The sequence below is a fragment of the Algisphaera agarilytica genome (genome assembly GCF_014207595.1).
GTDB classification, from domain to species: domain Bacteria; phylum Planctomycetota; class Phycisphaerae; order Phycisphaerales; family Phycisphaeraceae; genus Algisphaera; species Algisphaera agarilytica.
This window is the reverse complement of sequence record NZ_JACHGY010000001.1, coordinates 2,052,836-2,076,802: the sequence shown is the minus strand read 5'-3', so window position 1 is coordinate 2,076,802 and position 23,967 is coordinate 2,052,836. Positions and strand designations below refer to the sequence as shown.

Below are 23,967 nucleotides of genomic sequence, written 5' to 3'. Positions count from 1 at the left end.
ATGCTTCGCTGCACCTCGCCGCGAGGCAAATCCGCTTGGCGTACGCCGCGCACGATAACCTTAGCCCCCACTGCTACAAGCCGGAGACCACGACATGGCCGATAACCCCGCGACCGCTTCTGCGGTGCCCACCGTTTCGGGCAAGCTCTTGGAACACCGCGAGGGCGAGATCGAGATTGGCCTGCCGGGCACGGATTATCGGATGAAGCTGGTGGTCGAGATCGAGCCACCCGTCGCTGTGGGCAAAAAGATCACCGGCACGATCCACGCCACCGCCCGCCGGGTGGACGTCATCCCCGCGGGCGGCAAGTTTGTCGAGCCTGTTTTCGGCCGACCGCGCCGGGTGCAGGGGCGGATCGTCGGCGGACACGGGCCGAGTCGCACCCTCTACGTCCAAGCCGGCCCCACGCTGATCTGTACGCTCAGCGACGAACGCCAGAGCACCGAGCAGTTCTCGATCGGCCAGATCGCCAGCTTCGACGTCGAAGCCGGCGCGGTCTTCAAGCCGCAAATCGACTGAAATCAATCTTTTACCCCAAATTCACTGGCCCCTGCGGTCTGACCGATTAGACTTCCAGACCCATAGACCCGGTTGAGACCCTATGAGCACCAAACGAATCCTCGTCACCGGCGGCGCCGGCTTCCTCGGCAGCCATATCTGTGAACGCCTGGTCAAGGCCGGCCACGATGTCATCTGCCTGGACAACCTGTTCACCAGCCAGAAGAGCAACATCAGCCACCTGTTGGACGCGGCGAACTTTGAGTTCATCCGCCACGATGTGACCCACCCGATCACGCTCGAGGTCGACCAGATCTACAACATGGCCTGCCCCGCCAGCCCGGTGCACTACCAATACAACCCGATCAAGACCATGAAGGTCAGCGTCATGGGCGCGATCAACATGCTCGGCATGGCCAAGCGCACGGGCGCCCGCATACTCCAGGCCTCGACCTCCGAGGTCTACGGCGACCCCACCGCCGAGCACCACCCGCAAACCGAAGCCTACCGCGGCAACGTCAACCCCATCGGCATCCGCGCCTGCTACGACGAAGGCAAACGCGCCGCCGAGACGCTCTTCTTCGACTACCACCGGTCCAACGGCGTCGACATCCGCGTGGTCCGCATCTTCAACACCTACGGCCCGCGCATGCACCCCTACGACGGCCGGGTGGTCACCAACTTCATCGTCCAGGCCCTCAAGGGTGAAGACCTCACGCTCTACGGCGATGGTTCGCAGACCCGCAGCTTCTGCTACTGCGACGACCTGGTCGATGTCATCATGGCCCACATGAACAACGAGCCGGAGAGCGGCGACCCCGCCGACGCATTTGTCGGCCCGGTGAACATCGGCAACCCCGGCGAATTCACCATCAAACAGCTCGCCGAGCAGATCATCGAACTCACCGGCAGCTCGTCGAAGCTCACCTACTTACCACTCCCCAACGACGACCCGTTACAGCGCAAGCCCGATATTTCGCTGGCCAAGCAAGAACTCGACTGGGAGCCCAAAGTCCCGCTCGCCGAGGGCCTCGCCAAAACCATCGAGTTTTTCCGCAGCGTCGACCTCGACAGCTTCCGCAAGCCCACCGACCACGACGCCCACAAGAACAGCAAGATGACCAAGGTGTAAAACGCGGCGACCGCACAACTTCAAACCAAACCACACCCTCCCGCATTCGCAATTGTGGGAGGGCGGTTTTTTATCTTTGCTTGGGATCACCGAGGGGTTGGATATGCTCAAGGTTGGGAGCAATGCGACTTGCCTCGTGGTGCCGATGTCGAAAGGAGACGCCGTGACTAGATTCACCCCTTTGCTGCTTCTGAGTCTGTCGGTCCTGATTTCAACGGGTTGTGATGTGGTGTACGTTGACGAGCCGTTTGGTCGTGGCCTTGTCGAACACCACACTGCCCATTACGTCGGCCACTACAGCACGGGCGAGGGCGTGATTCAGGTCCAGCAGACCGGCGACTCAACGCTCCAGGCCGCGTGGGTTGAGTACGATCAACGCGACGGTTTCCGGATGATGGTGGTGGACATCGAGCTGCGCTACTGGGGCGGCAAGACCATCGCCTACGTCCGTCTCAACTACGACGCCTCATCGGTGGAACCCGACGATAACGAAGACCCTGACCAGCTCGAACGCTGGCTGTTCGCTTATGCCATCGACCAGAACGCCGCCGCCAATCCGCCCAATCCACTGGTCTTTGCCGCGCCCCGCGAATCCGTCTTCGCGGACCTGGTCCGAAGGGGCGAACTCCCCGGCGAGGCCGACGGTGAATGCACCCGTCTCGATCCCGCTGCTGAAGAGGAACTCGCCGCCATGCTCGTGGGACGCGGTGCGGAAGAACTCTTCGACCACACCGAACCCCTCGTGTTCACCCGGCTGCCCGCAAGGCTCAAGTAAATCTTTTCTGCCTCACGCCCCCGCGCAAAACCCGATACAACTTTTCCCCCACGCCGACACTGAGCGGCATCTCCGCGAAGCGTCTGGTACCCCCCTACTCACTCATCCTCGGTCGTACTCTGCGGCGAACCCCCGAGCTCCCCAAAGTAGTTGTGCGCCATCACGTTCCGCACAAACTCGCACGCCGCCACGCCGTGCCGCTGCGCCGCCGCGATCGAGTGCCGCAGCTTCACCTCCACACAAGGTTCCGTCAGCCCGGCATGCGGGATCGCGCCCGCTTCGATCGCGGCCTGACCCAACGCGTAACCACTCGCGTCCGTCCGCCCGCCAAAAAACGAGCTGGTCAACACCACCGGGATATCCTGCTCCGTGGCCCGAGCGATCCACCGCACCCAATCCGTTGTCTCTCGGCTGGAGACGTTGCCCGCCCCCAGCGTTCGCAGCAACACGCCTCGGCAGGGCCGATCGGATACCAACAAAGATTCGTACAACGCGGGCTCCAAACCCGGCGTCAGTGAAACCGTCGCGACCCGATCCGCAAAGCCGGTCTCGGCTGGCCAATGCGGATGCTCCGCTTCGTTGCCCCGCCGAACCGCGTCGTCGTGAAGCACCACTTCCTCAGCCACGCGTCCCAAAGCATAAGACTCGGGCGAAGCGAACGCATCGAGCTCGGTCGCGCTGACCTTCTCGACACGCACGCCACGGTAGATGCTCGATCCGAAGGCGATGACCACTTCCCCCAGGTTGGCCGAGGCCACACGGCAAGCCGTCTGCAAATTCGCCAAGCCGTCGTAGTCGTCGTGATCGGGCGTGTGCATCGCGCCGGTGAACACCACCGGGGAAAGCAGCGGCGGCGGGCCCAACGCAAACGCCACCGCGGCCGCGCTGTGGGCCAACGTGTCCGTGCCGTGCGTGACCACGTAGCCATCGAATCCCTCGCCGCGGCTCTGGTCGATGTGCTCTGCAATCCGCGACCAATCGCTCGGCAGCATGTTGGTGCTGTCGCGGTTCATCAGCGGCAACGCGGTCAGGTCGTACCGCCCTGCGATCGGTCCAAGCAGGTTGTGAAAATCGCTGTGGTCGACCGGCGGGTGGGCGATCCCATCGGCGTCGCGCACCATGCCGATGGTGCCGCCGGTCGTGATGACACAGAGTCGGGGTTTACGATCACTCATGTAACGAGTCTCGCGTCAGACCGCGGGCGTCGCAACGGCGTTCTGCATCGCAACGGCCATCGCCAAGAGGTCGGCCTCCCGCAACGCCGGGGCGACACACTGCACACCGATCGGCGGGGTTCCGTCTTCCTGCGGCACGGGCACGCTGATCGCGGGCAGACCCGCCAGGTTTGCGGTGACGCTGAAGATGTCTTCGAGGTACATCGCCAGCGGGTCGTCCGTCTTCTCGCCGAGCTTGAACGCCGGGTGCGGCGCGACCGCGTGGACGATGAAGTCGCACTTCGCAAACGCCGCATCAAAGTCCTGCTGGATCAGTCGGCGGACCCGTAGCGCCTTCTCGTAGTACTGCTCGTCGTAGCCGGAGGACAGCGCGTAGGTGCCGAGCATGATCCGCCGCTTCACCTCGTCGCCGAAGCCTTCGCCGCGGCTGCGGGCGATCATGTCGTCGATGGATTCGGGGTCCTCGGCGCGGTGGCCGTAGGCGTACCCCGCGTAACGTGACAGGTTCGAGCTCGCCTCCGCCGAGGCGATCAGGTAGTACGTCGGGATCGCGTAATCCGTGTGCGGCAACTCGACCGGCACCACTTCGTGGCCGAGTGCTTCGAGCTTCGCGATCGTCTGATCCACCGCCGCCTGCACCGCGGGATCCGTGCCGTCCTGGGTGTACTCGGCCGGGACCCCCATGCGATACGACTTGCCCGCACCGTTGTCCAGGTCCGCGACGATCGGCTCGTTCACATCTAGGCACGTCGAGTCTTTCGCATCGTGGCCCGCGATCACGCCCATGAGCAGCGCCGCGTCTTCCACACACTTGGCGATCGGTCCGATCTGGTCCAGCGACGAGGCGTACGCCACCAAACCGTAGCGCGACACCCGGCCATAAGTCGGCTTCATCCCCACCACGCCGCAGAACGACGCGGGCTGACGGATCGACCCGCCGGTGTCCGAGCCAAGCGCCAGGATGGTCATGTCCGCCGCGACCGCCGCCGCCGAGCCGCCGCTCGAGCCGCCCGGCACACGTTCGAGGTCGCGCGGGTTCTTCGTGTTCCCCAACGCCGAGTTCTCGGTGGACGAGCCCATGGCAAACTCGTCCATGTTCGTCTTGCCCAGGATGATCCCGTCCGCCGCGACCACCTTCTCGATCACCGTCGCGTCGTATGGCGGGACAAAGTTCTCCAACATCTTCGACGAGCAGCTCGTCTTCAGCCCCTTCGTGCAGATGTTGTCCTTGATCGCCACCGGCAACCCCGCCAACGGGCCGACCTCTTCGCCGGCCGCCCGCATCTCGTCCACCGCCTTGGCCTCGGCCAACAGCTCATCCCGGCCGCGAACGCTCACAAAAGCGTGCACCTCGGCCTCCCGCGCCTCGATCTGGTCCAGCACCGATTCCATCACCGCCACACACGACGTTTGGCCGGCTTCGAGCATCGGGATCAACGTGGCAGCGGTCTGTTGGCAGAGGTTCAAATGCAGTCTCACACAACGGTTTCACAAAGCGGGGATCGCTCGGACGGCCGAAAAACAGCCCGCCCGAACTACGGCCCGACAGCCTATCACGACACCCCGCCCCCCGCAGCCCGCCGCGGCCCCGTCCACGCAAAAACTCACCCCAAAACCCAAAAACGCACCCGTGAAAGGTGCGTTTCGCGTCAAAAACAGGTTTTTGAGGGGCTTTTTCGACCGTTGGCCGAGAAAGCGGGTGAAGAGGATCGAACTCTCGACATTTACCTTGGCAAGGTAACGCTCTACCGCTGAGCTACACCCGCAAACGGTGACGTAAGGCATTCATTCGAAGGCACTTACGATTTTTCGAAAAGTTAGGGTTTTGGTTGCTCAGGAAGCCTTACAGCCACGATTACAGCCAAACCACTTTTCGGGCCGCGAACTATACCAAATAAATACGACTCGTGCCACCCCTCGCTCTAGATGACCTGTAGATGACCCGAAAGTGACCGGTATGTCAGATCTAGGGTCGCTGGTTGGGCCGCCACCACAATTGTAATTTCAGTCACAAATTTCCTGGGGCCGCCGTGAGATCCCCGTCATCTTAAGGAGGCTGGAATGGCAGCTAGGGACGGCCGGGACGACCTGGCTCGGCCGGGTGTTCACCCTTGAGTTCGCTCCCCTCGCCCACCTTCGCCCCCTGCTGAGCGGCGCTCGCTGAACTGGCTTGGGGAGCAACGGGAGCCGTTTATGGGCCGGCAACACGAAACCCTGTTTGCAAACGACGCAAGCCTGACGAGAAGTATGGTTCTGGGGTTATGTGGATGTATGACTCACGCCCCTTACAGGATTCAACATGATCGGTTTGCACCTTCGATTGTTTTCGAATATCACGAAGGAATACACAGTCTGGGGAAACCAATGACAAATGATATCGGGCAGATTCTAAACCTCTTCTTGACGAACCAAAAAGCTTAGCCGCCGAATCGCGGAAGAGGCGTAAGCAACACAACACCCAATCTGTTCCTCCGGAAGACCTTGAGGCAGCTCAAGCTGATGGTTGGGAGTTTGAGAAGCGTCTCAAGAAAACAGTACGCCTTAGGCGCCTGAAGCCTATTCAAGAGCGGTTCGAAGATCGCCTTTGGTTGCTTCTCTATAAGCTGGGCTATCCCGAAATGAATCAAGGGCGTAATTTTTCTATAGCCACGGAAACAAGTAAAAGAGTAGAGAAATTCGAAGAAGCCGATGTCTTCGCTCGTGATGAAGAAACCGTAGTCGTCGTACGAACTAAGTCCGCAACACACCTTCAAAAAAAGAGCCTGCGCCGTGATCTAGAAAGATACGATGAGGCCAAGGGCCCAATAGCCAAAGCGATCAACAAGCATTACGGACGATCGTTCAAACCAAAAATAATATGGATCTTTGCGACCGAAAATATTATCTGGTCCAGACCAGATCGCGAGCGAGCCGACCAGAATAAAATACACGCTGTAACAGAGAGAGAAGTACGCTATTACCAGCAAATCGCAGACCACCTAGGTATGGCAGCGAGGTACCAGTTTCTAGCTGAGTTCCTAAAGAATCAAAAAATTCCGGAGCTAAAGGATCAGATTGTTCCTGCGATACGTGGAAAGCTCGGCGGACGTAAATTTTACAGCTTTGTCTGCACACCAAGACACCTTCTGAAAATTGCATTCGTCAATCACAGATCTCTTAGCGATCCAGATGGCGCCCCGGCCTATCAGCGCCTCATCGACCGTTCAAGAATGAAGAAAATAGGAAGTTTTTTAGAAGAAGGCGGCTTTTTTCCCACTAATGTTCTTGTGAACTTCACCAACAACATTCGCTTTGATGTAGTCAAAAAAGCAAGTGGCGTAGACATCTCTTATGGAAACCTGCACCTTCCCGACAAATACCAATCTACCTGGATAATTGATGGCCAACACAGGCTGTATGGTTATGCCCATTTGGAAGACAAGTATTTAGACCAAAATCTCGCAGTAATTGCTTTTGAAAAGCTACCTAAAGAAGAGGAAGCCCGTCTATTCGTAACTATCAACCACGAACAACGGACAGTCCCGAAAACACTTCTAGAAGATTTAGAAGGCGAGCTCAATTGGGGTTCCACTATTCCGACAGAACGAATAGGCGCAATGAGTGCGCGGCTTGTCGGAGTTTTAAACCTAGATGTGGGTGAGGCATTTTACGGACGCGTAACAGCTCAAGGAATAAAAACTACAGACCACACATGCTTGACGGTCCCTGCATTCAAGGACGGTCTGCGCAGATCAGGGCTTCTCGGCAGAGCCCTTGTCAAGCCCAAGAATTATGAGATGGGCCCATTAAGCGGTAAGTCTGACGCTGCAACTCTCGACAGAGCCAGATCAGCAATCAATTTGTTTTTCAATGCCTTGCGTGAATCAAATAATTCGCAGTGGGAAAAAGGACGAGGAGGCTATCTGTGCACAAACGTGTCAATCCAAGCCTACTTAATGCTATTTAGCTCATTAATTCGGTATATGGAAGCCAACAAGGGATTCAATGCGGCTGAGCTTGAAGCTCAAGAAATTGTTCTTGAAGTCCAAGAGTACTTTCAGCCAGTCCTGGATTTTGTCACCAGCGCACGTGACGATGTACTAGAACGCAGTTTTAAGGTTCAATTTGGCTCAGGCGGCCCCAAAGAATTTTACTTCCGACTTTGCAAGATCGTTAAATCCGAGTACAGCGACTTTCTGCCAGAGGGGTTTGAAGAATGGGAATCTGAGCAATCAGAAGAGCGTATTGATCTTGCAGATCGCCGCCTAAAAGAAGTGCAAATGCGACTTCAAAAATATATCTTTGACGAGCTTCGCAAGATATACGGCGAGGAGAATGACGCCTATTGGGATAAAGGGGTAACGGACAAGAGGATTAAGACGGGAGCCTACGAAAAGTCTTTAGACGTCAACACCGAAGACCGACTCCAACTGGAACACTATCTTGATTTCATTGATTACAAAAAAATAATCGAGAGCAAACCTCTCTGGGAGAGGTTTAAGCCTGTCTTTAACATTCCGCTTCCTGGCGATAAGGGTGTGGCGAAAAACACTAAATGGATGACCAGAGTCAATGAGCTAAGAAGAATCCCTGCCCACCCCACAGACAAACGCAGATATCGAAACGAGGATTTTGATTTCATCGACTTCATTCATGAAGAAGTTGATCGCCGTATCGATTAGGCGCTGAGTGGCAATTCTGAATACTGAACTGGGGCACTATTATGAATTCTGCTGTCAAACCAATTCTGAAATGGCCGGGTGGAAAAAGATGGTTCGCTAACAAATACCTCGATCTTATGCAGGTAGATGCGGATCGGTATGTTGAGCCGTTCGTCGGCTCTGGTGCATTATTCTTTGCGCTAAATCCTGAGGATGCATTATTGAGCGATGCAAATGCAAACCTAATTGAAATGTATGAGGCAATCCAATCCGAATGGAAGAACGTTTGGACAAAACTCAGAGCACATGCGCGCAATCATAGTGATGATTATTACTATCGCGTGAGATCGAGTAAACCAACCAGTAAGGCTGGCCGTGCGGCCCAATTCATATACTTAAATCGAACCTGTTTCAATGGCATTTACAGAGTAAATCGCAAAGGTGAATTTAATGTCCCACGAGGTAGCAAAGATACGGTTTTGTTTGACGACGACGATTTTGAAGCTGTCGCGGAGTCTTTGAGTTCAGCAAAACTGTTTACGTCGGATTTCGAATCGATTATTGACCTATGTGGTCAAGGTGATCTGATCTATGCTGATCCGCCTTATACAGCTAACCATAACAATAACGGCTTCCTGAAATACAATGAAAAGCTGTTTAGCTGGTCAGATCAAATACGTCTTGCGAAATGCCTTGAGAAGGCCGGAGAACGAGGTGCATTATTTGTTGTGTCTAATGCAGATCATTTCAGTGTGCGTGAACTGTACGAGGAGATCGGATTTATCGAGACTGTAGGACGCAGCAGCATCCTTGCTGCCGACAGTACAAAACGATGCTTGACGACAGAAATTGTTGTTAAGAACTTCTCAGTCGGTTAGGCCCAAGCACATTGATACAGATAATGGATGGTGTTTACCTCATTTAGTGTTTACGGATTCCCGCTGTTCGCCTATCCAGGGCGGGGCTCGCGCGCCCGCGCGAAGGCCGTTGGTAGAGCGTCGCCTCCCCTAGGTAACGTTCAACCAAAGCAAAACTCTACGGGCAGGGCCATTAATCCAGTCGCAGCAATGCTTTGCCTTATGCCCCTGAAGCGAACACTATTCGCCCTCACCCTGTTTACAGCCAAATTACAGCCATAACTGCTGAGCCAGTATCCGAGCTAACCATAACCCGTATCCCATAACGTCTAGGTGACGGGACCGTGGCATACGGGCCGGGGTTTCAGGTTACGGGTTGTGGGCACGATCCAGCATCACCCAAGGTCATCGACTGACCCAACTCGATCCGGCCCAGGGCTACGCCGATCGCATGGTCAGAAGAGAGAACACACACGCCTTCAGGTTGGCCCGGCATGGGATCGCGTTTGGCCATGTGGTTGGCCAGTTTGGCCAGCGTCTTGGATGGGCCGATCCCCACGCCGGTCGGGATTCCGGTCCACTGCAAAGCCTGCCGCCGTATCTCACGCCCCCAGTGCAACAAACGCCGCGGCGGGATCCCACCCAGGGTTAAGAAGCATTCGTCGATGGAGTAGATCTCAACCGCTTCGGCGTGTTGACGGTAGATGTCCACCAGCCGCCGGCTCATGTCGTCGTACAGGGTGTAGTTGGAAGATAACACCTTGACGTTCTTTCCGTGGAGCAGGTGTTTGATCTCGAAATAAGGCCTGAACATCTCCAGGCCCAACGACTTGGCATCACGAGAGGCCGCAATCACCACGCCGTCGTTATTGGAAAGCACCACCACCGGCCGTTTAGCGGCATCGGGGTCGAAGACTTGTTCGACCGAAGCGTAGAACAAGTTGGCATCGACTAAAGCGAACACAACTACAACCTCGTCACAATGCCGGTGACTTTCCCCCAGACCTTGCACTCTTCCATATCGCTCCGGGAATGGGCCAGACGGCGGACAACCCGCTCGCCATTGACATCCATCACGGTGAGTTCTGAGGGTTATGGGGTAATGCTCCGGTCGACCACGAGGATCGAGCCGTCACGGATGCCTTCGGACCGGAGATGGTTGCCGCGGACCTTCATAAAGAAGGTGGCCGCGGGATGACGCACCAACAACGCGTGGAGATCCAGCGGATCGTCTTCGTAGCCCTGGGCAGGACTGGGATAGCCGCCGGGGATCGCACCCCAAACAGGTAAGACGAAGCTGGTGGGCAAATACTCCACACCAAAAAAATACCAAACTTAATCCAAACATACAGTCCCGTAGCACAAAGCGGGTTCAATTGCGGATACCACTTCCAGTCTCAATTCAAACACGACAAAACCGCCTTCAGAGCAACTACTTTCTGAAGCGTACGCTTGTCGCCATGCGACATCTTCATTCCGATCCATTGCCGGGTCGCTATGGCCACCTCAACAATTATTCTTACCGATCGGTATAAACTTGGGCTATAATTCACTCGATTATCCGATATGAAAGGTGCCCACCATGCCCTGGGAAAAGAACTTCGATACCGACCTCGCCCTCCAGCAAGCCATGAAGGTGTTCTGGGACAAGGGCTATGACGCCACCTCCATGGCGGACCTCACAAAGGCCATGGGGATCAATAAAGGCAGCCTCTACAACGCTTTTGGGGGTAAGAAGGCGCTGTTTGTGAAGGCGGTCCTGAAGTACGACCTGGAACACCGCCGCGAGGCCATCGCTCAGCTTGAGGCTTTGGATGATCCCATCCGGGCTTTTGGGATGCTGTTCGATGGCCTAATTGCAGAAAGTCTCGCTGACAAAGAGAAAAAAGGGTGCCTACTGGTTAATACCGCCCTTGAACTACCCAGCCACGACGGCGAGATTCGAGCCATCGTTACCGGTGGGTTGCAGGATTTTGAGTCGTATTTTCGTCGTGGGATTGAGGTCGCCCAGAAACGCGGTGATATTTCTGCGTCGATCGACGCCCCCGTGACTGCAAAAGGCCTGCTGACTTTGGTGGTTGGTCTGCGCGTTTTGGCCAGGGGTGTTTTCGACGAAAACGGGCTCCAGGCCATCAAAACGCAGGCGATGGGGATGCTGGCTCAGCCCCTGGCGTTTTGAGGGGCGTGCCGCCTCGAAATATTTTTTTGCAAAAGTCTTGACCAATCGGTATAGACAAACTAAAGTTCCAGTGAAGTATTGACCGATCGGTATAAACATACCGCCACCACTCACCCCCTTACGAAAGGAACCCCCAATGTCTTCATTCACGAACCACTCCATCGAATCCGCCCCCGCCGCCTCCAAGCCCATCCTGGAAGGGGCCAAGGCCGCCATGGGCTTCGTCCCCAACCTGTTCGCAGGGATGGCCGAGGCCCCCGCGTTGCTCGAGGGGTACACCACCCTCGCCGGGATCTTCGACAAGACCGACCTGACGGAGACCGAGCGTCAGATCATCCTGATGACCAACAACCGTCTCAATGGCTGCACCTACTGCATGGCGGCCCACACCTCGATCTCGCAAGGCGCGGGTGTCCCGGCCGACGTGATTGAGTCGCTACGTGACGGTACCCCGATCGCCGACCCCAAACTCGAAGCCCTGCGTCAGTTCGCCGAGGTGATCAACGAGACCCGTGGCTGGCCCAGCGAAGCCCAGCTCGATGCGTTCCTCGACGCGGGCTACACCCGGCAGACCGTGCTCGAAGTCATCCTCGGCACGAGCCTCAAGGTGCTGTCGAACTACACCAACCACGTCGCGGAGACCCCGCTCGACAAGGCTTTCGCCCGTAACGCCTGGTCGCCCAAACAGGCGGTCGGCGTCTAAGAGACCCACCCATGCTCCAGGGCCTCGCGGCGTTAAAGCCGCGGGAGCTCTTTTCCGCACCGATCCACTTTCACCCGAAGGAGAACACCATGAAGATTCAAGACACCACCGCTTTTGTGACCGGAGCCAATCGAGGGATCGGCAAGGCCCTCGTTGAAGAACTACTCGCCGGCGGCGCCAAGAAAATCTACGCCACCGCCCGTGACACCTCGAAGCTTCCGTTTACCGATCCCCGCGTCGTCAAGGTCCAACTCGATGTAACCGACGACGAATCGGTTACCGCAGCCACTCAAGACGTGGGCGATGTCGAACTGCTCATCAACAACGCCGGCGTCAACGCGGCCAGCACCGCCTTTGGCGATATCGACGGCCACCGCAGCGACCTCGAAGTCAACTACTTCGGCGTCCTTCGGGTGAGCCAGGCGCTCGCCGAAACGTTGAAGGCCAACCAAGGCACCATCGTCAACCTCAACTCGCTGGTCTCTCTGGCCAGCATGGCCCCGATCGCCAGCTATGGCGTCAGTAAGGCCGCTTCGCACTCGCTCACCCTGGCGTTGCGGGCCGAGTTGGCTGAGTCCGGCGTCTCGGTCCACGGCGTGTACGCAGGCCCGATCGATACCGACATGGCGAAAGACATGCCGATGGCTAAAGCCACTCCGGCCGATGCCGCTGCGGCGATCCTGGACGGCGTCGAAGCCGGGGAAACCCATATCGCCCCAGATGCGATGGCCCAAGAAGTCGTCGCCACCTGGCGTAACAACCCCGTCGCCGTAGAAGAGATGTTTGCCAGCATGTAAGCCTCGTCTGGCCCGTACCCATTAGTCACACAGTACTCCAACCCGTTACTCAACCCCCCAATTACCGCAAAGGATTACCGCCATGAACTTCAAAACCCTCCGTAACCGTGCTTCCCTTCCCGCAATCGCTTTTGTCGCAACTGCAGTTGCCGGCTCAAGCCAAACCGCATCCGCCGATCAGGCGGTAGAGCGGATCCAATCGATCGAACAGGCCCACGCCGTGGATACGTACCAAGAACAGTCCACGATCAAAGCCGACTTGGTGATCGACTTCGGCCCGATGCACGTCGAAGGCACCGCTTGGTTTACGCCGTCGCTCGGCAAGATCCGTTTGGAACTGGTTGACGGCCAAGTCATCGTCTACGACGGCAAGACCGCATGGTTGAGCCCCGCAGACGCCGAAATCCCCGGACCCCCGGCACGATTCCACGTCGTCACGTGGCCCTACTTCATCGCGGTGCCCTACAAGCTCGATGACGCGGGAACCCGTCACGCCGCTTAGGGGCCACACGTCGTCCGCGATGCGGATGAAGTCCTCCACGGCACGCGGGTCACGTTCGATGCCGGCGTTGGTGATACGCCCGACGACTGGTACATCGCTTTTGCCGATCCGGGCGACGGCCGGTTGACCGCTCTCGCGTACATCGTCACCTACGGCACCGCGCTCGAAGAAGCCAGCAAGACCCCCAGCATCATCCTGTACGACGACTTCGTTGACGTCGAAGGGGTCCCCTTCGCTACGACGTGGACCTTGCACTACTGGAACCCCGAGTCGGGCATCGACGGCCCGCCCAAAGGCACGGCGAAAGTCTCGAATATCTCGTTTGTGGACACCCCGAAGAACGCCTACGTGAAGCCCGCCGGGGCGGTCGAAGCCACTGCGCCTGGTCAGTAAGGCTTAATGTAGTTCCCTCCAATTAATCGAACGACACCCAACCCAGAAAGAACACCCACATGCTGCTCAATACCCCAGCTCGTGATACCGCACAGCAAGCCACCGATTTCACGCTCCCCGATCCCGATGGCAACCTGCATTCGCTGAAGGACCTGATGGGCGCAAACGGCCTACTCATCGCCTTCATCTGCAACCACTGCCCCTATGTTCAGGCGATCGCCGATCGGCTCGCTGAAGACGCCAAGACGCTCAAGGCTGAGGGCGTCAATACCGTAGCGATCATGTCCAACGACTACTCCTACGTACCGTCTGACGCCCCGCCGTTCATGAAACGTTTTGCCGAACAGCACGGCTTCGACTTTCCGTACCTGGTCGATCAAGATCAGAGTATCGGCCAAGCCTACGGAGCCGTCTGCACGCCCGATTTCTTCGGCTTCAACCGTCATGGCGAACTCCAGTACCGCGGCCGCCTAGACGACGCCCACATGGGCAGCGGCGAAGGCCGGACCCCTGAACTGGTTTATGCCCTGCGTCAGATCGCCGAGACAGGGCAAGGCCCGGAACAGCAACATCCGAGCATGGGCTGCTCGATCAAATGGCGATGAACCCCACTTCACACGTGCCTTCGGCTAACGCTGGAGGCACGTCTTCCACTTACCGCTCAAATCAAGAGGCGAATCCATGAAAACCATTGAAGCCTTACTGGTCACGAAGGGACATAGCTTTGAACGCGAGCCCTTCTTCAAGATGATTGACCGGCTGAAGTATCCGTCGCCGGGGATCCGGATCCACTGGACACATGTCGAGCATCCTGCCGCCGCGGCGGTGCTCCATCCCGAACGTGCTGCGGCTTTCGACGTCATCGTCTTCTACGACATGCCGGGGGTGGTTTTCACTCGGGACAACCCGCCGTTTGCCCATTTCGATCCGAGCGATCAATACAAGGCGGATTTCATCAGCCTGTTGGATAGCGGCAAGGGCATGGTCTTCCTTCATCACGCGATCGCGGACTGGCCGACTTGGCCGGAGTTTGCTGAGCTAATTGGAGGAAGGTTCCACTTCCGGCCCGGCGAACTCGGCGGTCAGAGCTACCCGGGCTCCGGCTACCGCTTCGACGTGCCCCAGACCATCACCGTGTTGGATACCGAACACCCGATCACCCAAGGGCTCGGAGAGACCTTCGAGATTCAAGATGAGGCCTATATGTACGCGGTCCTTGAGGACAAGGTCACGCCGCTGCTTCGCACGGACTTCCAACAGACCCCGGACCAATTCCGTTACGGAGGTTTGGGGTTTAAAGACCATCCCGAAGGAAGTAGCCTTGTGGGCTGGACAAAGCAGGCCCGCAAATCTGACATCGCGTATCTACAGTTGGGACATGGACCCGATATCTATGAAGACACGAAATACCAGAACTTAAAAGCCAACTCGGTTGCTTGGGCAGCATCCCAGCCCTCTCAGACGCGGTAATTTGCCTTCAAATGCGAAGCCAAAGTCGAATTATGCCAAATATGTCTGGAGGAGTATTTTCTGAGTTTGTCTCTGGCACAGGCTCCGCTACCCCAGCGCCACCACAGGGCTCGGGCCAGCACCATCCTGTGGCTCCCTAGGTACCCTTGGTTGAATTGGCGAATGGGGACGCAATACTATAGATAGCACTAACTAAAACGTAACCGCCCGAGTTGTTCCGCATAGACGCCATGAGTAAAGACGCCGGCCAGCCATCTTGCCCGATTGCGCAAACCCTTGGTGTATTTGCCGGGAAGTGGAAGCCAGAGATCCTCTGGAACCTCAAGGACCAGCGTCTGCGCTTTAATGAGCTGCAGCGCGCCGTGGGCGGTGTCTCCCAGAAAATGCTTGCCCAACAATTACGCGAGCTACAGCGTGACGGTCTCGTCAAAAGAATCCAGCACCAGAGCATTCCCCCTCATGTTGAGTATGAAGCCACTAGTCTGATTAAGACACTCGAACCCATCTTCGGTGAGCTTGAGAGGTGGTACAAGGACAACGCGCCCACCGTCCGAAGAGCCCAAAAGAAATATGCGAAAAACAACCCGTCGTGAGACGGGTTTTGGGAGCGAACAGTGATGCCGATCAGGGCTTCACGGTGTAGTCGATGTCTACGGGTGTCGGGCCCTGTGGTTCGCCAATGAGCTGTCTCATCTGCAGCCGGAAGCGTTCAACTAAGTCCCTCTTAATCATCCAGCGCCGGAAATCGCCCGGTGAGGTGTTGTGGTGGAGAACCGATTGATAGCCGCCAGGCGCTTCGATGTCATAGCGAACCGGGAACTGAAGCCACGTCCCCTGAAACTCTTCGGAGAGCATCCAATTCAGGTACAGCTTTGCGGCATCCTTATTTTTGGCTTGCGTGGGTATGGCGCCCGTCTGGAACCAGGTCAGGAAGAAGTCCTTCTCGGGTAGCAGGAACTCGGTCTTTTGATTGGGGAAAGGCTCAAACGCCCAGAACGTGGTGAAACTCGCCGCGTACCAGCCATTGTTGATGGCAACATACGGCCAGGCGGTACCCCGGACCCACTTCGGCTCATTAGCCACCAGCTTTTCCAGGTACTCCCAGCCGTATTGCTCCTTTAACATCCAGAACTGATACAGAACCGCATCGTCGTCGTGTGGGTAGGTCAGAATGATCTTTCCCTTGAGCGCGGGGTTGAGGTAGTCCATGGCGTCTCGCGGGGCTTGGGTATCCCCCAATACTTCGGGGTTGACGTAGTTGCTGAAGGTGACGCCGTACAAACTGGTCCAATAGCCGCTGGGTCCTTGTGATCCGGGAACACCTTGTCCCAGTGCCGAGGCTTGTAGGCCTCGATCAGGCCGTGCTCTTTGTAGTACTCGAAGTCGTGCAGTGTCTGGAACTGGATGACATCAGGCACATTCTCTTTACCGCCTGCCTCCCTTGCGTTGTCGTAGCGGGGCGCGTGGTTGAGACTCACGTCCACGCTGTGTGTCACTTTGAGCTCCGGAAATCGCGCCTTGAACTTGTCGAGGTAGTAATCGATCTGGTCGGGCTTGTCGCCACCTGCGCGGAGAACGAAATGCCCGCCTTGGGCTAGGGCTGCGGCGTATAGTTCATCGAGCGAGCGGGTCTCGATATCGGATGCCGCAACCTGAACACCTAAAGCGATGCACAGTACGGCCATAAGGGCAACTTTGAATATGGTCATGGTTGTATGTACTTGGTTTGTAAAGATTGCGTCTAAGCCACGGTTGTCCGAGGCGAATTGCCTTTATACACTAACTTTTAGTTAGTACTATATAAATAGCAGTGCTTTAAAAATTACTTGTATGGAGTCAGTCATGAGCCAATTCAGCCTAAAGCCGCGATCGGGCCCCAGCCCAGAGACGACCAGCAGCCTGCCTCACTCGCAGTTGACCCAGCACGGCCCGCAGGGCGTTATCGATGAACTGCACGAATGGTGCTTCTCGTTACCTCACGTCGACAACGAGCCCAGCGGCATTTCGGTGCCCGGGTCTCGCGCCCTGGTCATGCACGAAGACGTCGAGTGCAATCACTAGGCTTTCATTGTGGGCCGGGAGTCCGCACACATACACCCGCGCCCCGACAGCGGCAGCAGCATGTACAGCTGCCAGCTAAGGAAGCCGTGGAAGCCGAGGAAGCCAAATCAAAGAGGTGGGGAGAAGATCACTTCGTGGTTAAACAGGGAAAGTTGCCACCTGGTCTTGTACTGGTGTTCTCCCCAAGAGATTGCGATGAGCTGGGAACCGTAATAGCAATTGTCAATCAGGCGCACGAATACGCCTACCCCAAACCGGCTGCCCAGTGAGTTGTTCGACGCATCGGTTTAGCCCAGAACAACGCGTCTCACAGGTCCGATACCTGGGATTTTGCAGATAACTATAATGTCAATTTCGGATCAAGTCCTTCATAAAATTTTTTCGTGAAAATATCTGGGGTTGCCTCGTCGTCTCGGAGCGACCGGGGGCCGTCCATGCGATAGTATTCATCCTGTGCGTAGAACCGCCAGTAGAACATCACACCTGCCCGGAACAATGTCTCCCGGATTGCGGGGATATTTTCAACGACAGGCTCCCACATCATCACTTTGTCAGTCAGCCTTGTTAGCACCCCCCGCCCACGATCAGAGTCGATCCAGCCCGCAAGGGTTATGTCACCTACCGGAAGGTTGAGATACTTCTTGGTGAAAAAGTTATAAGGATAGATGTCACGGAGAAGCGGGACGTTAAAATGCTCTTTATTATTCCGCCACGCCCCCACGTTATTCGCTTGTTCCTCATTTCGACAGGCTGTACTGAAATCAGTTCCGCCGATGTAAAAACTCGGAGCTGATCCGCGGCGCATCCAAAATAGATAACCGTAATCATCAACTATCTGCTTGGCGAAACCAATCTGCCTAGCTATCACATCAGCTTCATTTATGCCGCTCCACGCAGCAAATACACACCAATCCGCCTCCCATCTCGATCTCATCCAAAAATATTCTTCGCGATCATATTCCGACACATAATGACGACTAACAGTGCTTTGCATCGTCCAACTGATTGGCCCGCCCGACTTTCGGAGATGGGGCTCGCCATAAGTTAATCCGACACTATCAGTACGCATCCACTCATCAGCCGTCATCCGGTTTTTACAGTCATTGATACCACGAAACTTACGCACCCGATCACTCGCTTGAGCCTTGAAACTCATGTGGTGTGGACGGTACCCAAGTTCAAGATATTGCTGGTACAACCAGAAAAACAGCGACTTAACCTTCAGAGGCTCACTTAAACCTAAATGACTTGCAAAGCAGATTGCTAAATCTTCTTTATCAGGACCGATATTCATGATGCAGGATCCATATCATGGAGTTTTGTCACAGGCGTCACAAGACTTCCACTAAGTCTACCTATTTGCGCCATCATATCATCCAAGTTTTGTTGAATCGCTTGACGACTAGTCTCTGAGAGTTGCGTCTGCGACACTACCTCATGTAACTCTACCTTCAACAACCCCGAATTCTTATCACGATACACCGCAAAGATATCAGGCCGGTGACGATAAAACTGATCATTAAACAAACGCGTGGGCTTACTTCCATTTAACGCCTCGCCCGTGTCCAGCATTGTACGTAGCGAACGATTCAACCCGACGTACAAATATTCTTTATGTGCCGGGGCGTTCTTAAGCATATCGTTAGTAATCCGGCTGATGGTAGCTGCATGAGTACCGCCCGTCTCTTGCGCCGTACCAAGGACTAAAGTGCGTCGCCCATTAAACTCCTTGACATCAAGCTTAAGGTCAAAATCTTTTCGCCATATAAATCCTAGAGGAGACTCGACCCCATTAATTACTGGCCGGATAACATCGCGATAAGCTCGGAATTCACCAAAATCGCCAAGCTTAATCAATGCGCGTGCGATCCTCTGTCCAGCTGCAGCTACGGCACTAAATTCCAGATCAATACTTGAGACCGATTCATTATTTATGCTTGCATTGGTGTTTGCCAAAATTGAAGAAGCACCTGGCAAAACATCATCTAACAATGGGCCTTCATTATGATCTGGTTCGTCATCAACCCAATCTTCGAAACGCCCAGGCAGACTCCGCACTAAGCTAAATGCAGCATTTGCGACTGATGAAATGTCTCTAACTGTGTCGGGTAATTCGATCACAGCAAGTGCTAGCTGTGCTCCTGCACCAAAAGCGATAGTGAGACCCTCAAGATAAACAGATGCCAGCAATGAGGTAGTTTCCCTCACATACTCGATCTGGCGTTTTCGCATCTCGCGCCAGGCCAGCATAGTTTGATCAAACGTCTGCCGATCGACTTTTGGATCAGCAAAAACCATATTCATATAGTCTTGGAAATCTGAGGGCCCCCAAACCGTAGCCTTGCTGAGGATGGCTTTTCTCAACGCCATCGCAGCGTCAAGTACGTTGCCGATGTTGTATTGAATGAGGACTTCCATACCGACAAGCCCTCCGGTATTCGGGTTTGTCAAACGGTTGAAGTTCCATTTACTAAACAAAACGTTATCCCCAGCTACACCGCGAACTTCCCCACCAGCATGTTGATATGCTGCTAGCCAAACATCATCATCTCCATACGCCCATTTGTAGGCTTCGATAATGTCTTCGCCGGTAAACGCCGCTAGGCCACCTCCACCCGCCCCTACGACCTGAGCCTGAATAGCCGAAGCGGATACTTCGATATCCAAATCAATCACGTCATTATTTGTCAGAGACACCGCACTTGGGTTGATGCCCGTCTGATGGCTGACAATATCTGAGGAATCAACCGCAATTATCTTGTCGCCCGACCAAGCGAAAATCCGATCCGCGCCCGCACCGGCGTTGACGCTATCGTTGCCGGCATAGGTCACGATAAGATCGTCTCCATCTCCTGCATCGATGATATCCGCGTTTGCGGTACCATATATAATATCTCTGCCTGATGTTCCGTAGATCGGGCTGACACCGTCACCATGAATCACCTGGAAGCCAGCAATCTTCTCCTCCGTAACCACGATTTCCGGGTCGAACGGTGTGTAACGGACTATATCTTCGTAGAGCGTACCGTCGCTAGCGAGGAGTTGTACCAATATGGTCTGGGGCTCAGCAGAGCCGTTTATCGATTCAACATAGGTGTGAAGCGTGTCACCGCCGTCTAGTTCGATATCGAGCTGCTGGGCGGTCAACCATTCTCCACTAGGTATATAGTCGCCCGGGCCAGCGGCGTTAACCGCATCCGGATCCCTCCTATACCCGTCAGCCAACCACACCCTGAAGTGACCTTGGGTTTCCGTGGTGAAAGATGAGAACACCATATCACCCATTTGACCAATCTCATTGCGTTGAACTTGGTCAGGGGCTGAATCGCTGTAAACAAAACGGACCTGATCGATTACCGTATTGTTGAGTTGCGGAATACCTACACGCAGGTTCTGGAACTTCGGAAAACCCTTGATCCGATCATCCGTGTCTTCAAAGGCACCAAAGAGGTTCATGCCGTCGGCAAAATCAGGGATGGAGTCACCATCGATATCACCGCGGTTAACCACGGTTAATCCACCCGCGCCCCAATATTTATGGATATGTTCGCGGCGGTTATAGTCAATATCCCCGTCGTTGTCCGCATCCGTATGGATTACCAGCCCTGAAGAAGAGATTCGTACTTTGTCAGTCAACGTACCTTGCCATGTTTCGCCGGGCGAGAGTTCGCCGGTCACATCAACATCCACGATCAGCGATTCGCCGGGCGACGAATATACCCCTTCGAGGTATAACGTCACCGAGCCGCCGGGCTGAAGCCCGAGAGAACTCGCCGATATCTTGGTGTCGGGCTCGATGTAAAACGATGCCCAATCTGATCGGTCTGCACTTACGTTCGCCTTCCAAATCCGGAACTCCCCAGTCTCAACCGGCGGTGTGTCAGCGCCAAGCAAGTCCACGGGCTCGACCGCATCATAGTGAAAAGTTAGATCGATAACGCTGGCGTTGGCGAATTGTAGATTGTCCGACAAAGACAATGTGATAGGAGTAAACTCAAGGCCCGCGACCCCATCATAGTCGTGTGTGTCGACAACCCCATCGCCATCACGGTCGCCACGATGAATGACGACTCGCTTATCATTGGTAGCTTCAATACGATCTTCGTCATCCGTACGGACGGTGCCTTCATTATTATCAGAGTCGATATCGAGATCAAAATGAGGGATGTGTAGGTCTGCAGACAACCCTTGCGTGAGGTCGAAACCGTCGGTGCCGTAGTTGTAATGAAGACCCGTTAGTTTAGGGGTGTTGTTATCGATAACAAAATAATCTGAAGAATCGCTGAAGTTCAAAGTCCAGTCATAATCCGCCACGCCACCCAGATCTAGGAATTCCTGCTTAGTCAATAGGTGCTGTAAACGTATTTCATGACTTGTCCCTTTAGTGAAGCGATATGATTCTGCTTCTTGGAAACTAAATGGATTAGATGATGTATGGAAAATGTTTCCAAGATGGACTCCCCACTGCTCCGTCGCCCCGGTATACCACGTGACATTCGGGTCTGGGTGGGGTTCAGTAAGACTGGGATCATACACATTAACCGTGATGTATTCGTAATGATCAGAGGCTAGTGCAATACCGCCGTCTGCGGATGATAGAGCGTTAGATCCTTGCTGCACCTCATCGCCATCCAACACACTATCCCCGTCACTGTCATCCAAAGTCGGGTTTGTCCCGAAAAGAAAATCCTCAAAATCAGTAAGGTTGTCACTGTCGAAGTCGCTGTAGGATCCATTTGTGTTTTTGCCGATGACACTAAGATCACTCCCGAAGTATGCGATCTCCCAATCGTCGGGCAACGCATCTAAATCTGTGTCTCGATAGCTTGCCGGATCGGTCCCAACCCCGAAAACCTCACGAATGTTAATGATGCGGTCACCGTCATGATCAACGCCTTCATGTTGACGTACCAGATCTCCCGCTGAAATTCCCCCTACTGTGTCAATGCCAACCCCGCCCTCAATCGTATCGTTACCCTCTCCACCCCAGAGGAAGTCATGACCATCACCACCTGAAATTACGTCGTCTCCGCGGAAACCGTAGAGTATGTCGTTACCATTGGTTCCCGTGAGATTGACAGGGGTGTATGCACGAAACCCATAATTCGCAACCAAAACGGCTTGATCTGCGGTATCGTGATCGCCGTCTCCATCGAAGTCCCCTAACTCCCAGCCTGTTACCGAGGCCCCCATGTATGAAGCAATAAGATCTTCGTCTTGATGGTCTACCATACCATCCAGATTCACATCACCGTATTGCGTTCCGAGCAAGCCCCAAATCAAGTGATCCATATCACGCTGATCTAAGACGCCATCGTTAAACAGATCGCCTGCTCGTTGACTCGTGTTTTGCGGCTGCCCGCCAACCCCCACCGCATTGATGTAGCCGTAAAGAATATCAATATCATCGGCATCAGTCTGGCCATCCTGGTTAAAGTCGCCGATACCTTTAGGATCAGCTGTGAACTGTGGCACTACTTCAACGGATACTAATTTGGTATATGTACCAGCATCGTCCGCGGCAGTAACAATTATCTTAAACGTACCGGTATTCGTGTAACTGTGAGTGAATAGTGAAGTGGAACCGGGCTCAATTTCTATTACCGAATTGTCACCCCAGTCAATAGACCACTGAGTGATCACATCCTCACCAGGATCCGTAACATCTAACATCAAAGAGTAAACTTGGCCCACTTCAACAGCAGCGCTGCGAGTAATCGAAAGCGTGGGAGCGACATCCAAGACTTGAACCGGTACAAATGAGCCCGTCGGCGTGCCATTGTTGATCGCATCACTTAAGTGCGAAAGATCATCTTGGCTAAATATCCCATCACCATTGAAGTCGCCAACCAAATCTACATCCCAAGGCGCGTTGAGCGACCCTAATGGTGTCAAAAAGAAAAGCGCGGCCTGCCCGTCATCGTTCGTTATAGATCCGTCACGATTGAAATCGCCAACAGATTGCGAACCGCTGACGCTGTATGTGTTCGTACCGTTGCTCGCGGTGGCGGTAATGCTGTGTACTGACTCACCATCGGCGTAGAAATGTGTCGCGGACTGCGTGGTGCCAGGAAGCACTTCCACCATGCCGTCACCCCAGTCGATTTCCCAGGTCGTAACGGTTGCCCCGGACGCCGATAGAGCAAGTGTATAGGGGCTGCCCTCATTAACGCTACTTGGCCCTGTAGCGTTGGCCATAATAACCGTCGGTGTAGCTGGCTCTTCGTACAGCCTGACGTTTGAGAATACCGATTCGGCTGTCGGCGAAGCGATGTCGTGGTCGTTGGCAAAAACCAGGTTGGAATACGATCCCGAAGCGTGGTGGCCCACGTAGATCTTGTAGGCCTTCGTGCCTTCCGATGGATCATAATCGTCGAAGACGGCATTGAAACCCGAGGTGGTCTGGGTACCCGCAACCTTGAAGTACTGCGGGCCATCAACCGCACCCGTGTAGGCTGTTATGTCGTTATCAAAACCAATACCGTGAACCTCACCGATGGCAGAGCTGCTGAAGTCAAACTCCAAAACGGTGTTGGCCGTAATCTGATAGCTACCAAGATCGATAGCCTTCCACTGATTACCGGTCAGCCGGAGTGTCGTACCACCGTCCTCAATGACGCTACTGCCTTCAATATCCTGACCCGTCACACCCTGCAACGAATAGTTGGGGAAGAAAATAGGAGCCATCGGCTCTTCGTACAGCCTGACGTTTGAGAATACCGATTCGGCTGTCGGCGAAGCGATGTCGTGGTCGTTGGCAAAAACCAGGTTGGAATACGATCCC

The 23,967-nt window shown here is 55.1% G+C and carries 22 protein-coding genes and 1 tRNA gene; 14 read left to right on the top strand and 9 right to left on the bottom strand.

The genetic code is table 11. From position 1 onward, the window contains the following. Positions 1-94 precede the first annotated feature (94 nt). From HNQ40_RS08850 to HNQ40_RS08840, 3 genes are all read left to right on the top strand, one after another. On the top strand, positions 95-520 hold the full coding sequence (locus tag HNQ40_RS08850; RefSeq protein ID WP_184677483.1) for a hypothetical protein: 426 nt from the start codon (positions 95-97) through the stop codon (positions 518-520). A gap of 82 nt (positions 521-602) precedes the next feature. After that, positions 603-1,631, top strand: a complete 1,029-nt coding sequence (locus HNQ40_RS08845) for a UDP-glucuronic acid decarboxylase family protein (protein WP_184677482.1) — start codon at positions 603-605, stop codon at positions 1,629-1,631. A gap of 163 nt (positions 1,632-1,794) precedes the next feature. Further along, positions 1,795-2,406, top strand: a complete 612-nt coding sequence (locus HNQ40_RS08840; protein ID WP_184677481.1) for a hypothetical protein — start codon at positions 1,795-1,797, stop codon at positions 2,404-2,406. 98 nt (positions 2,407-2,504) lie between these two features. On the opposite strand, the gene HNQ40_RS08835 is transcribed toward HNQ40_RS08840, so the two are convergent. The 3 genes from HNQ40_RS08835 to HNQ40_RS08825 form a co-directional block, all read right to left on the bottom strand. After that, the gene (locus tag HNQ40_RS08835) at positions 2,505-3,581 is read right to left on the bottom strand and encodes an asparaginase (RefSeq protein ID WP_184677480.1); all 1,077 of its coding nucleotides are present in this window, start codon (positions 3,579-3,581) and stop codon (positions 2,505-2,507) included. Positions 3,582-3,596: 15 nt separating this feature from the next. Further along, positions 3,597-5,060 carry an Asp-tRNA(Asn)/Glu-tRNA(Gln) amidotransferase subunit GatA gene (gatA, locus tag HNQ40_RS08830; RefSeq protein WP_221435441.1) on the bottom strand — a complete coding sequence of 488 codons (1,464 nt, stop codon included), beginning with the start codon at positions 5,058-5,060 and terminating at the stop codon, positions 3,597-3,599. Positions 5,061-5,275: 215 nt separating this feature from the next. Then, a tRNA-Gly gene (locus HNQ40_RS08825) sits at positions 5,276-5,347 on the bottom strand. Positions 5,348-6,169: 822 nt separating this feature from the next. Here HNQ40_RS08825 and HNQ40_RS08820 point away from each other — a divergent pair. Together HNQ40_RS08820 and HNQ40_RS08815 are read left to right on the top strand one after the other, a co-directional pair. Then, positions 6,170-8,242 (top strand): DGQHR domain-containing protein, encoded by a 2,073-nt coding sequence (locus HNQ40_RS08820; protein ID WP_184677479.1) that lies wholly within the window; start codon positions 6,170-6,172, stop codon positions 8,240-8,242. Positions 8,243-8,283: 41 nt separating this feature from the next. Beyond that, on the top strand, positions 8,284-9,099 hold the full coding sequence (locus HNQ40_RS08815) for a DNA adenine methylase (protein WP_184677478.1): 816 nt from the start codon (positions 8,284-8,286) through the stop codon (positions 9,097-9,099). A 343-nt stretch (positions 9,100-9,442) separates the two neighbouring features. Here the strand turns inward: HNQ40_RS08815 and HNQ40_RS08810 are convergent, their stop codons facing one another. Together HNQ40_RS08810 and HNQ40_RS08805 are read right to left on the bottom strand one after the other, a co-directional pair. Continuing rightward, the gene (locus HNQ40_RS08810) at positions 9,443-10,042 is read right to left on the bottom strand and encodes a Y-family DNA polymerase (RefSeq protein WP_184677477.1); all 600 of its coding nucleotides are present in this window, start codon (positions 10,040-10,042) and stop codon (positions 9,443-9,445) included. Positions 10,043-10,170: 128 nt separating this feature from the next. Next, the gene (locus HNQ40_RS08805; protein ID WP_184677476.1) at positions 10,171-10,386 is read right to left on the bottom strand and encodes a LexA family protein; all 216 of its coding nucleotides are present in this window, start codon (positions 10,384-10,386) and stop codon (positions 10,171-10,173) included. A 274-nt stretch (positions 10,387-10,660) separates the two neighbouring features. Between HNQ40_RS08805 and HNQ40_RS08800 the strand changes: the two genes are divergently transcribed. The 8 genes from HNQ40_RS08800 to HNQ40_RS08765 all read left to right on the top strand — a co-directional run bounded on the left by HNQ40_RS08800 (position 10,661) and on the right by HNQ40_RS08765 (position 15,715). Next, complete coding sequence (locus HNQ40_RS08800) at positions 10,661-11,257, top strand: TetR/AcrR family transcriptional regulator (protein ID WP_184677475.1); 597 nt, start codon at positions 10,661-10,663, stop codon at positions 11,255-11,257. 136 nt (positions 11,258-11,393) lie between these two features. Next, positions 11,394-11,960, top strand: a complete 567-nt coding sequence (locus tag HNQ40_RS08795; RefSeq protein ID WP_184677474.1) for a carboxymuconolactone decarboxylase family protein — start codon at positions 11,394-11,396, stop codon at positions 11,958-11,960. A gap of 89 nt (positions 11,961-12,049) precedes the next feature. Continuing rightward, complete coding sequence (locus tag HNQ40_RS08790; protein ID WP_184677473.1) at positions 12,050-12,757, top strand: SDR family oxidoreductase; 708 nt, start codon at positions 12,050-12,052, stop codon at positions 12,755-12,757. Between the two features lie 82 nt (positions 12,758-12,839). Then, positions 12,840-13,259 (top strand): LolA family protein, encoded by a 420-nt coding sequence (locus tag HNQ40_RS08785; RefSeq protein WP_184677472.1) that lies wholly within the window; start codon positions 12,840-12,842, stop codon positions 13,257-13,259. Positions 13,260-13,382: 123 nt separating this feature from the next. Beyond that, positions 13,383-13,652, top strand: a complete 270-nt coding sequence (locus tag HNQ40_RS08780) for a hypothetical protein (RefSeq protein WP_184677471.1) — start codon at positions 13,383-13,385, stop codon at positions 13,650-13,652. A 59-nt stretch (positions 13,653-13,711) separates the two neighbouring features. Continuing rightward, complete coding sequence (locus tag HNQ40_RS08775) at positions 13,712-14,257, top strand: thioredoxin family protein (RefSeq protein ID WP_184677470.1); 546 nt, start codon at positions 13,712-13,714, stop codon at positions 14,255-14,257. A 76-nt stretch (positions 14,258-14,333) separates the two neighbouring features. Further along, the gene (locus HNQ40_RS08770) at positions 14,334-15,122 is read left to right on the top strand and encodes a ThuA domain-containing protein (RefSeq protein WP_184677469.1); all 789 of its coding nucleotides are present in this window, start codon (positions 14,334-14,336) and stop codon (positions 15,120-15,122) included. Between the two features lie 230 nt (positions 15,123-15,352). Continuing rightward, a complete protein-coding gene (locus HNQ40_RS08765; RefSeq protein WP_184677468.1) occupies positions 15,353-15,715 on the top strand; it encodes a winged helix-turn-helix transcriptional regulator in 363 nt (120 codons plus the stop codon). Positions 15,716-15,746: 31 nt separating this feature from the next. Here HNQ40_RS08765 and HNQ40_RS08760 read toward each other — a convergent pair whose 3' ends face one another. Together HNQ40_RS08760 and HNQ40_RS18100 are read right to left on the bottom strand one after the other, a co-directional pair. After that, complete coding sequence (locus HNQ40_RS08760) at positions 15,747-16,403, bottom strand: ABC transporter substrate-binding protein (protein WP_221435440.1); 657 nt, start codon at positions 16,401-16,403, stop codon at positions 15,747-15,749. Beyond that, positions 16,289-16,831: a hypothetical protein gene (locus HNQ40_RS18100; RefSeq protein ID WP_221435439.1), complete on the bottom strand. Its 543-nt coding sequence runs from the start codon at positions 16,829-16,831 to the stop codon at positions 16,289-16,291. The genes HNQ40_RS08760 and HNQ40_RS18100 overlap by 115 nt, the downstream gene beginning before the upstream one ends. A gap of 133 nt (positions 16,832-16,964) precedes the next feature. Here HNQ40_RS18100 and HNQ40_RS18095 point away from each other — a divergent pair, with 133 nt between their 5' ends. Next, complete coding sequence (locus HNQ40_RS18095; protein WP_221435438.1) at positions 16,965-17,183, top strand: hypothetical protein; 219 nt, start codon at positions 16,965-16,967, stop codon at positions 17,181-17,183. Between the two features lie 340 nt (positions 17,184-17,523). Here HNQ40_RS18095 and HNQ40_RS08750 read toward each other — a convergent pair whose 3' ends face one another. Then, positions 17,524-18,477: a hypothetical protein gene (locus HNQ40_RS08750; RefSeq protein WP_184677467.1), complete on the bottom strand. Its 954-nt coding sequence runs from the start codon at positions 18,475-18,477 to the stop codon at positions 17,524-17,526. Further along, positions 18,474-23,870, bottom strand: coding sequence for a PKD domain-containing protein (locus tag HNQ40_RS08745; protein WP_221435437.1), 5,397 nt, complete (start codon positions 23,868-23,870; stop codon positions 18,474-18,476). Before HNQ40_RS08745 ends, HNQ40_RS08750 begins: the two co-directional genes overlap by 4 nt. Positions 23,871-23,967 lie beyond the last annotated feature (97 nt).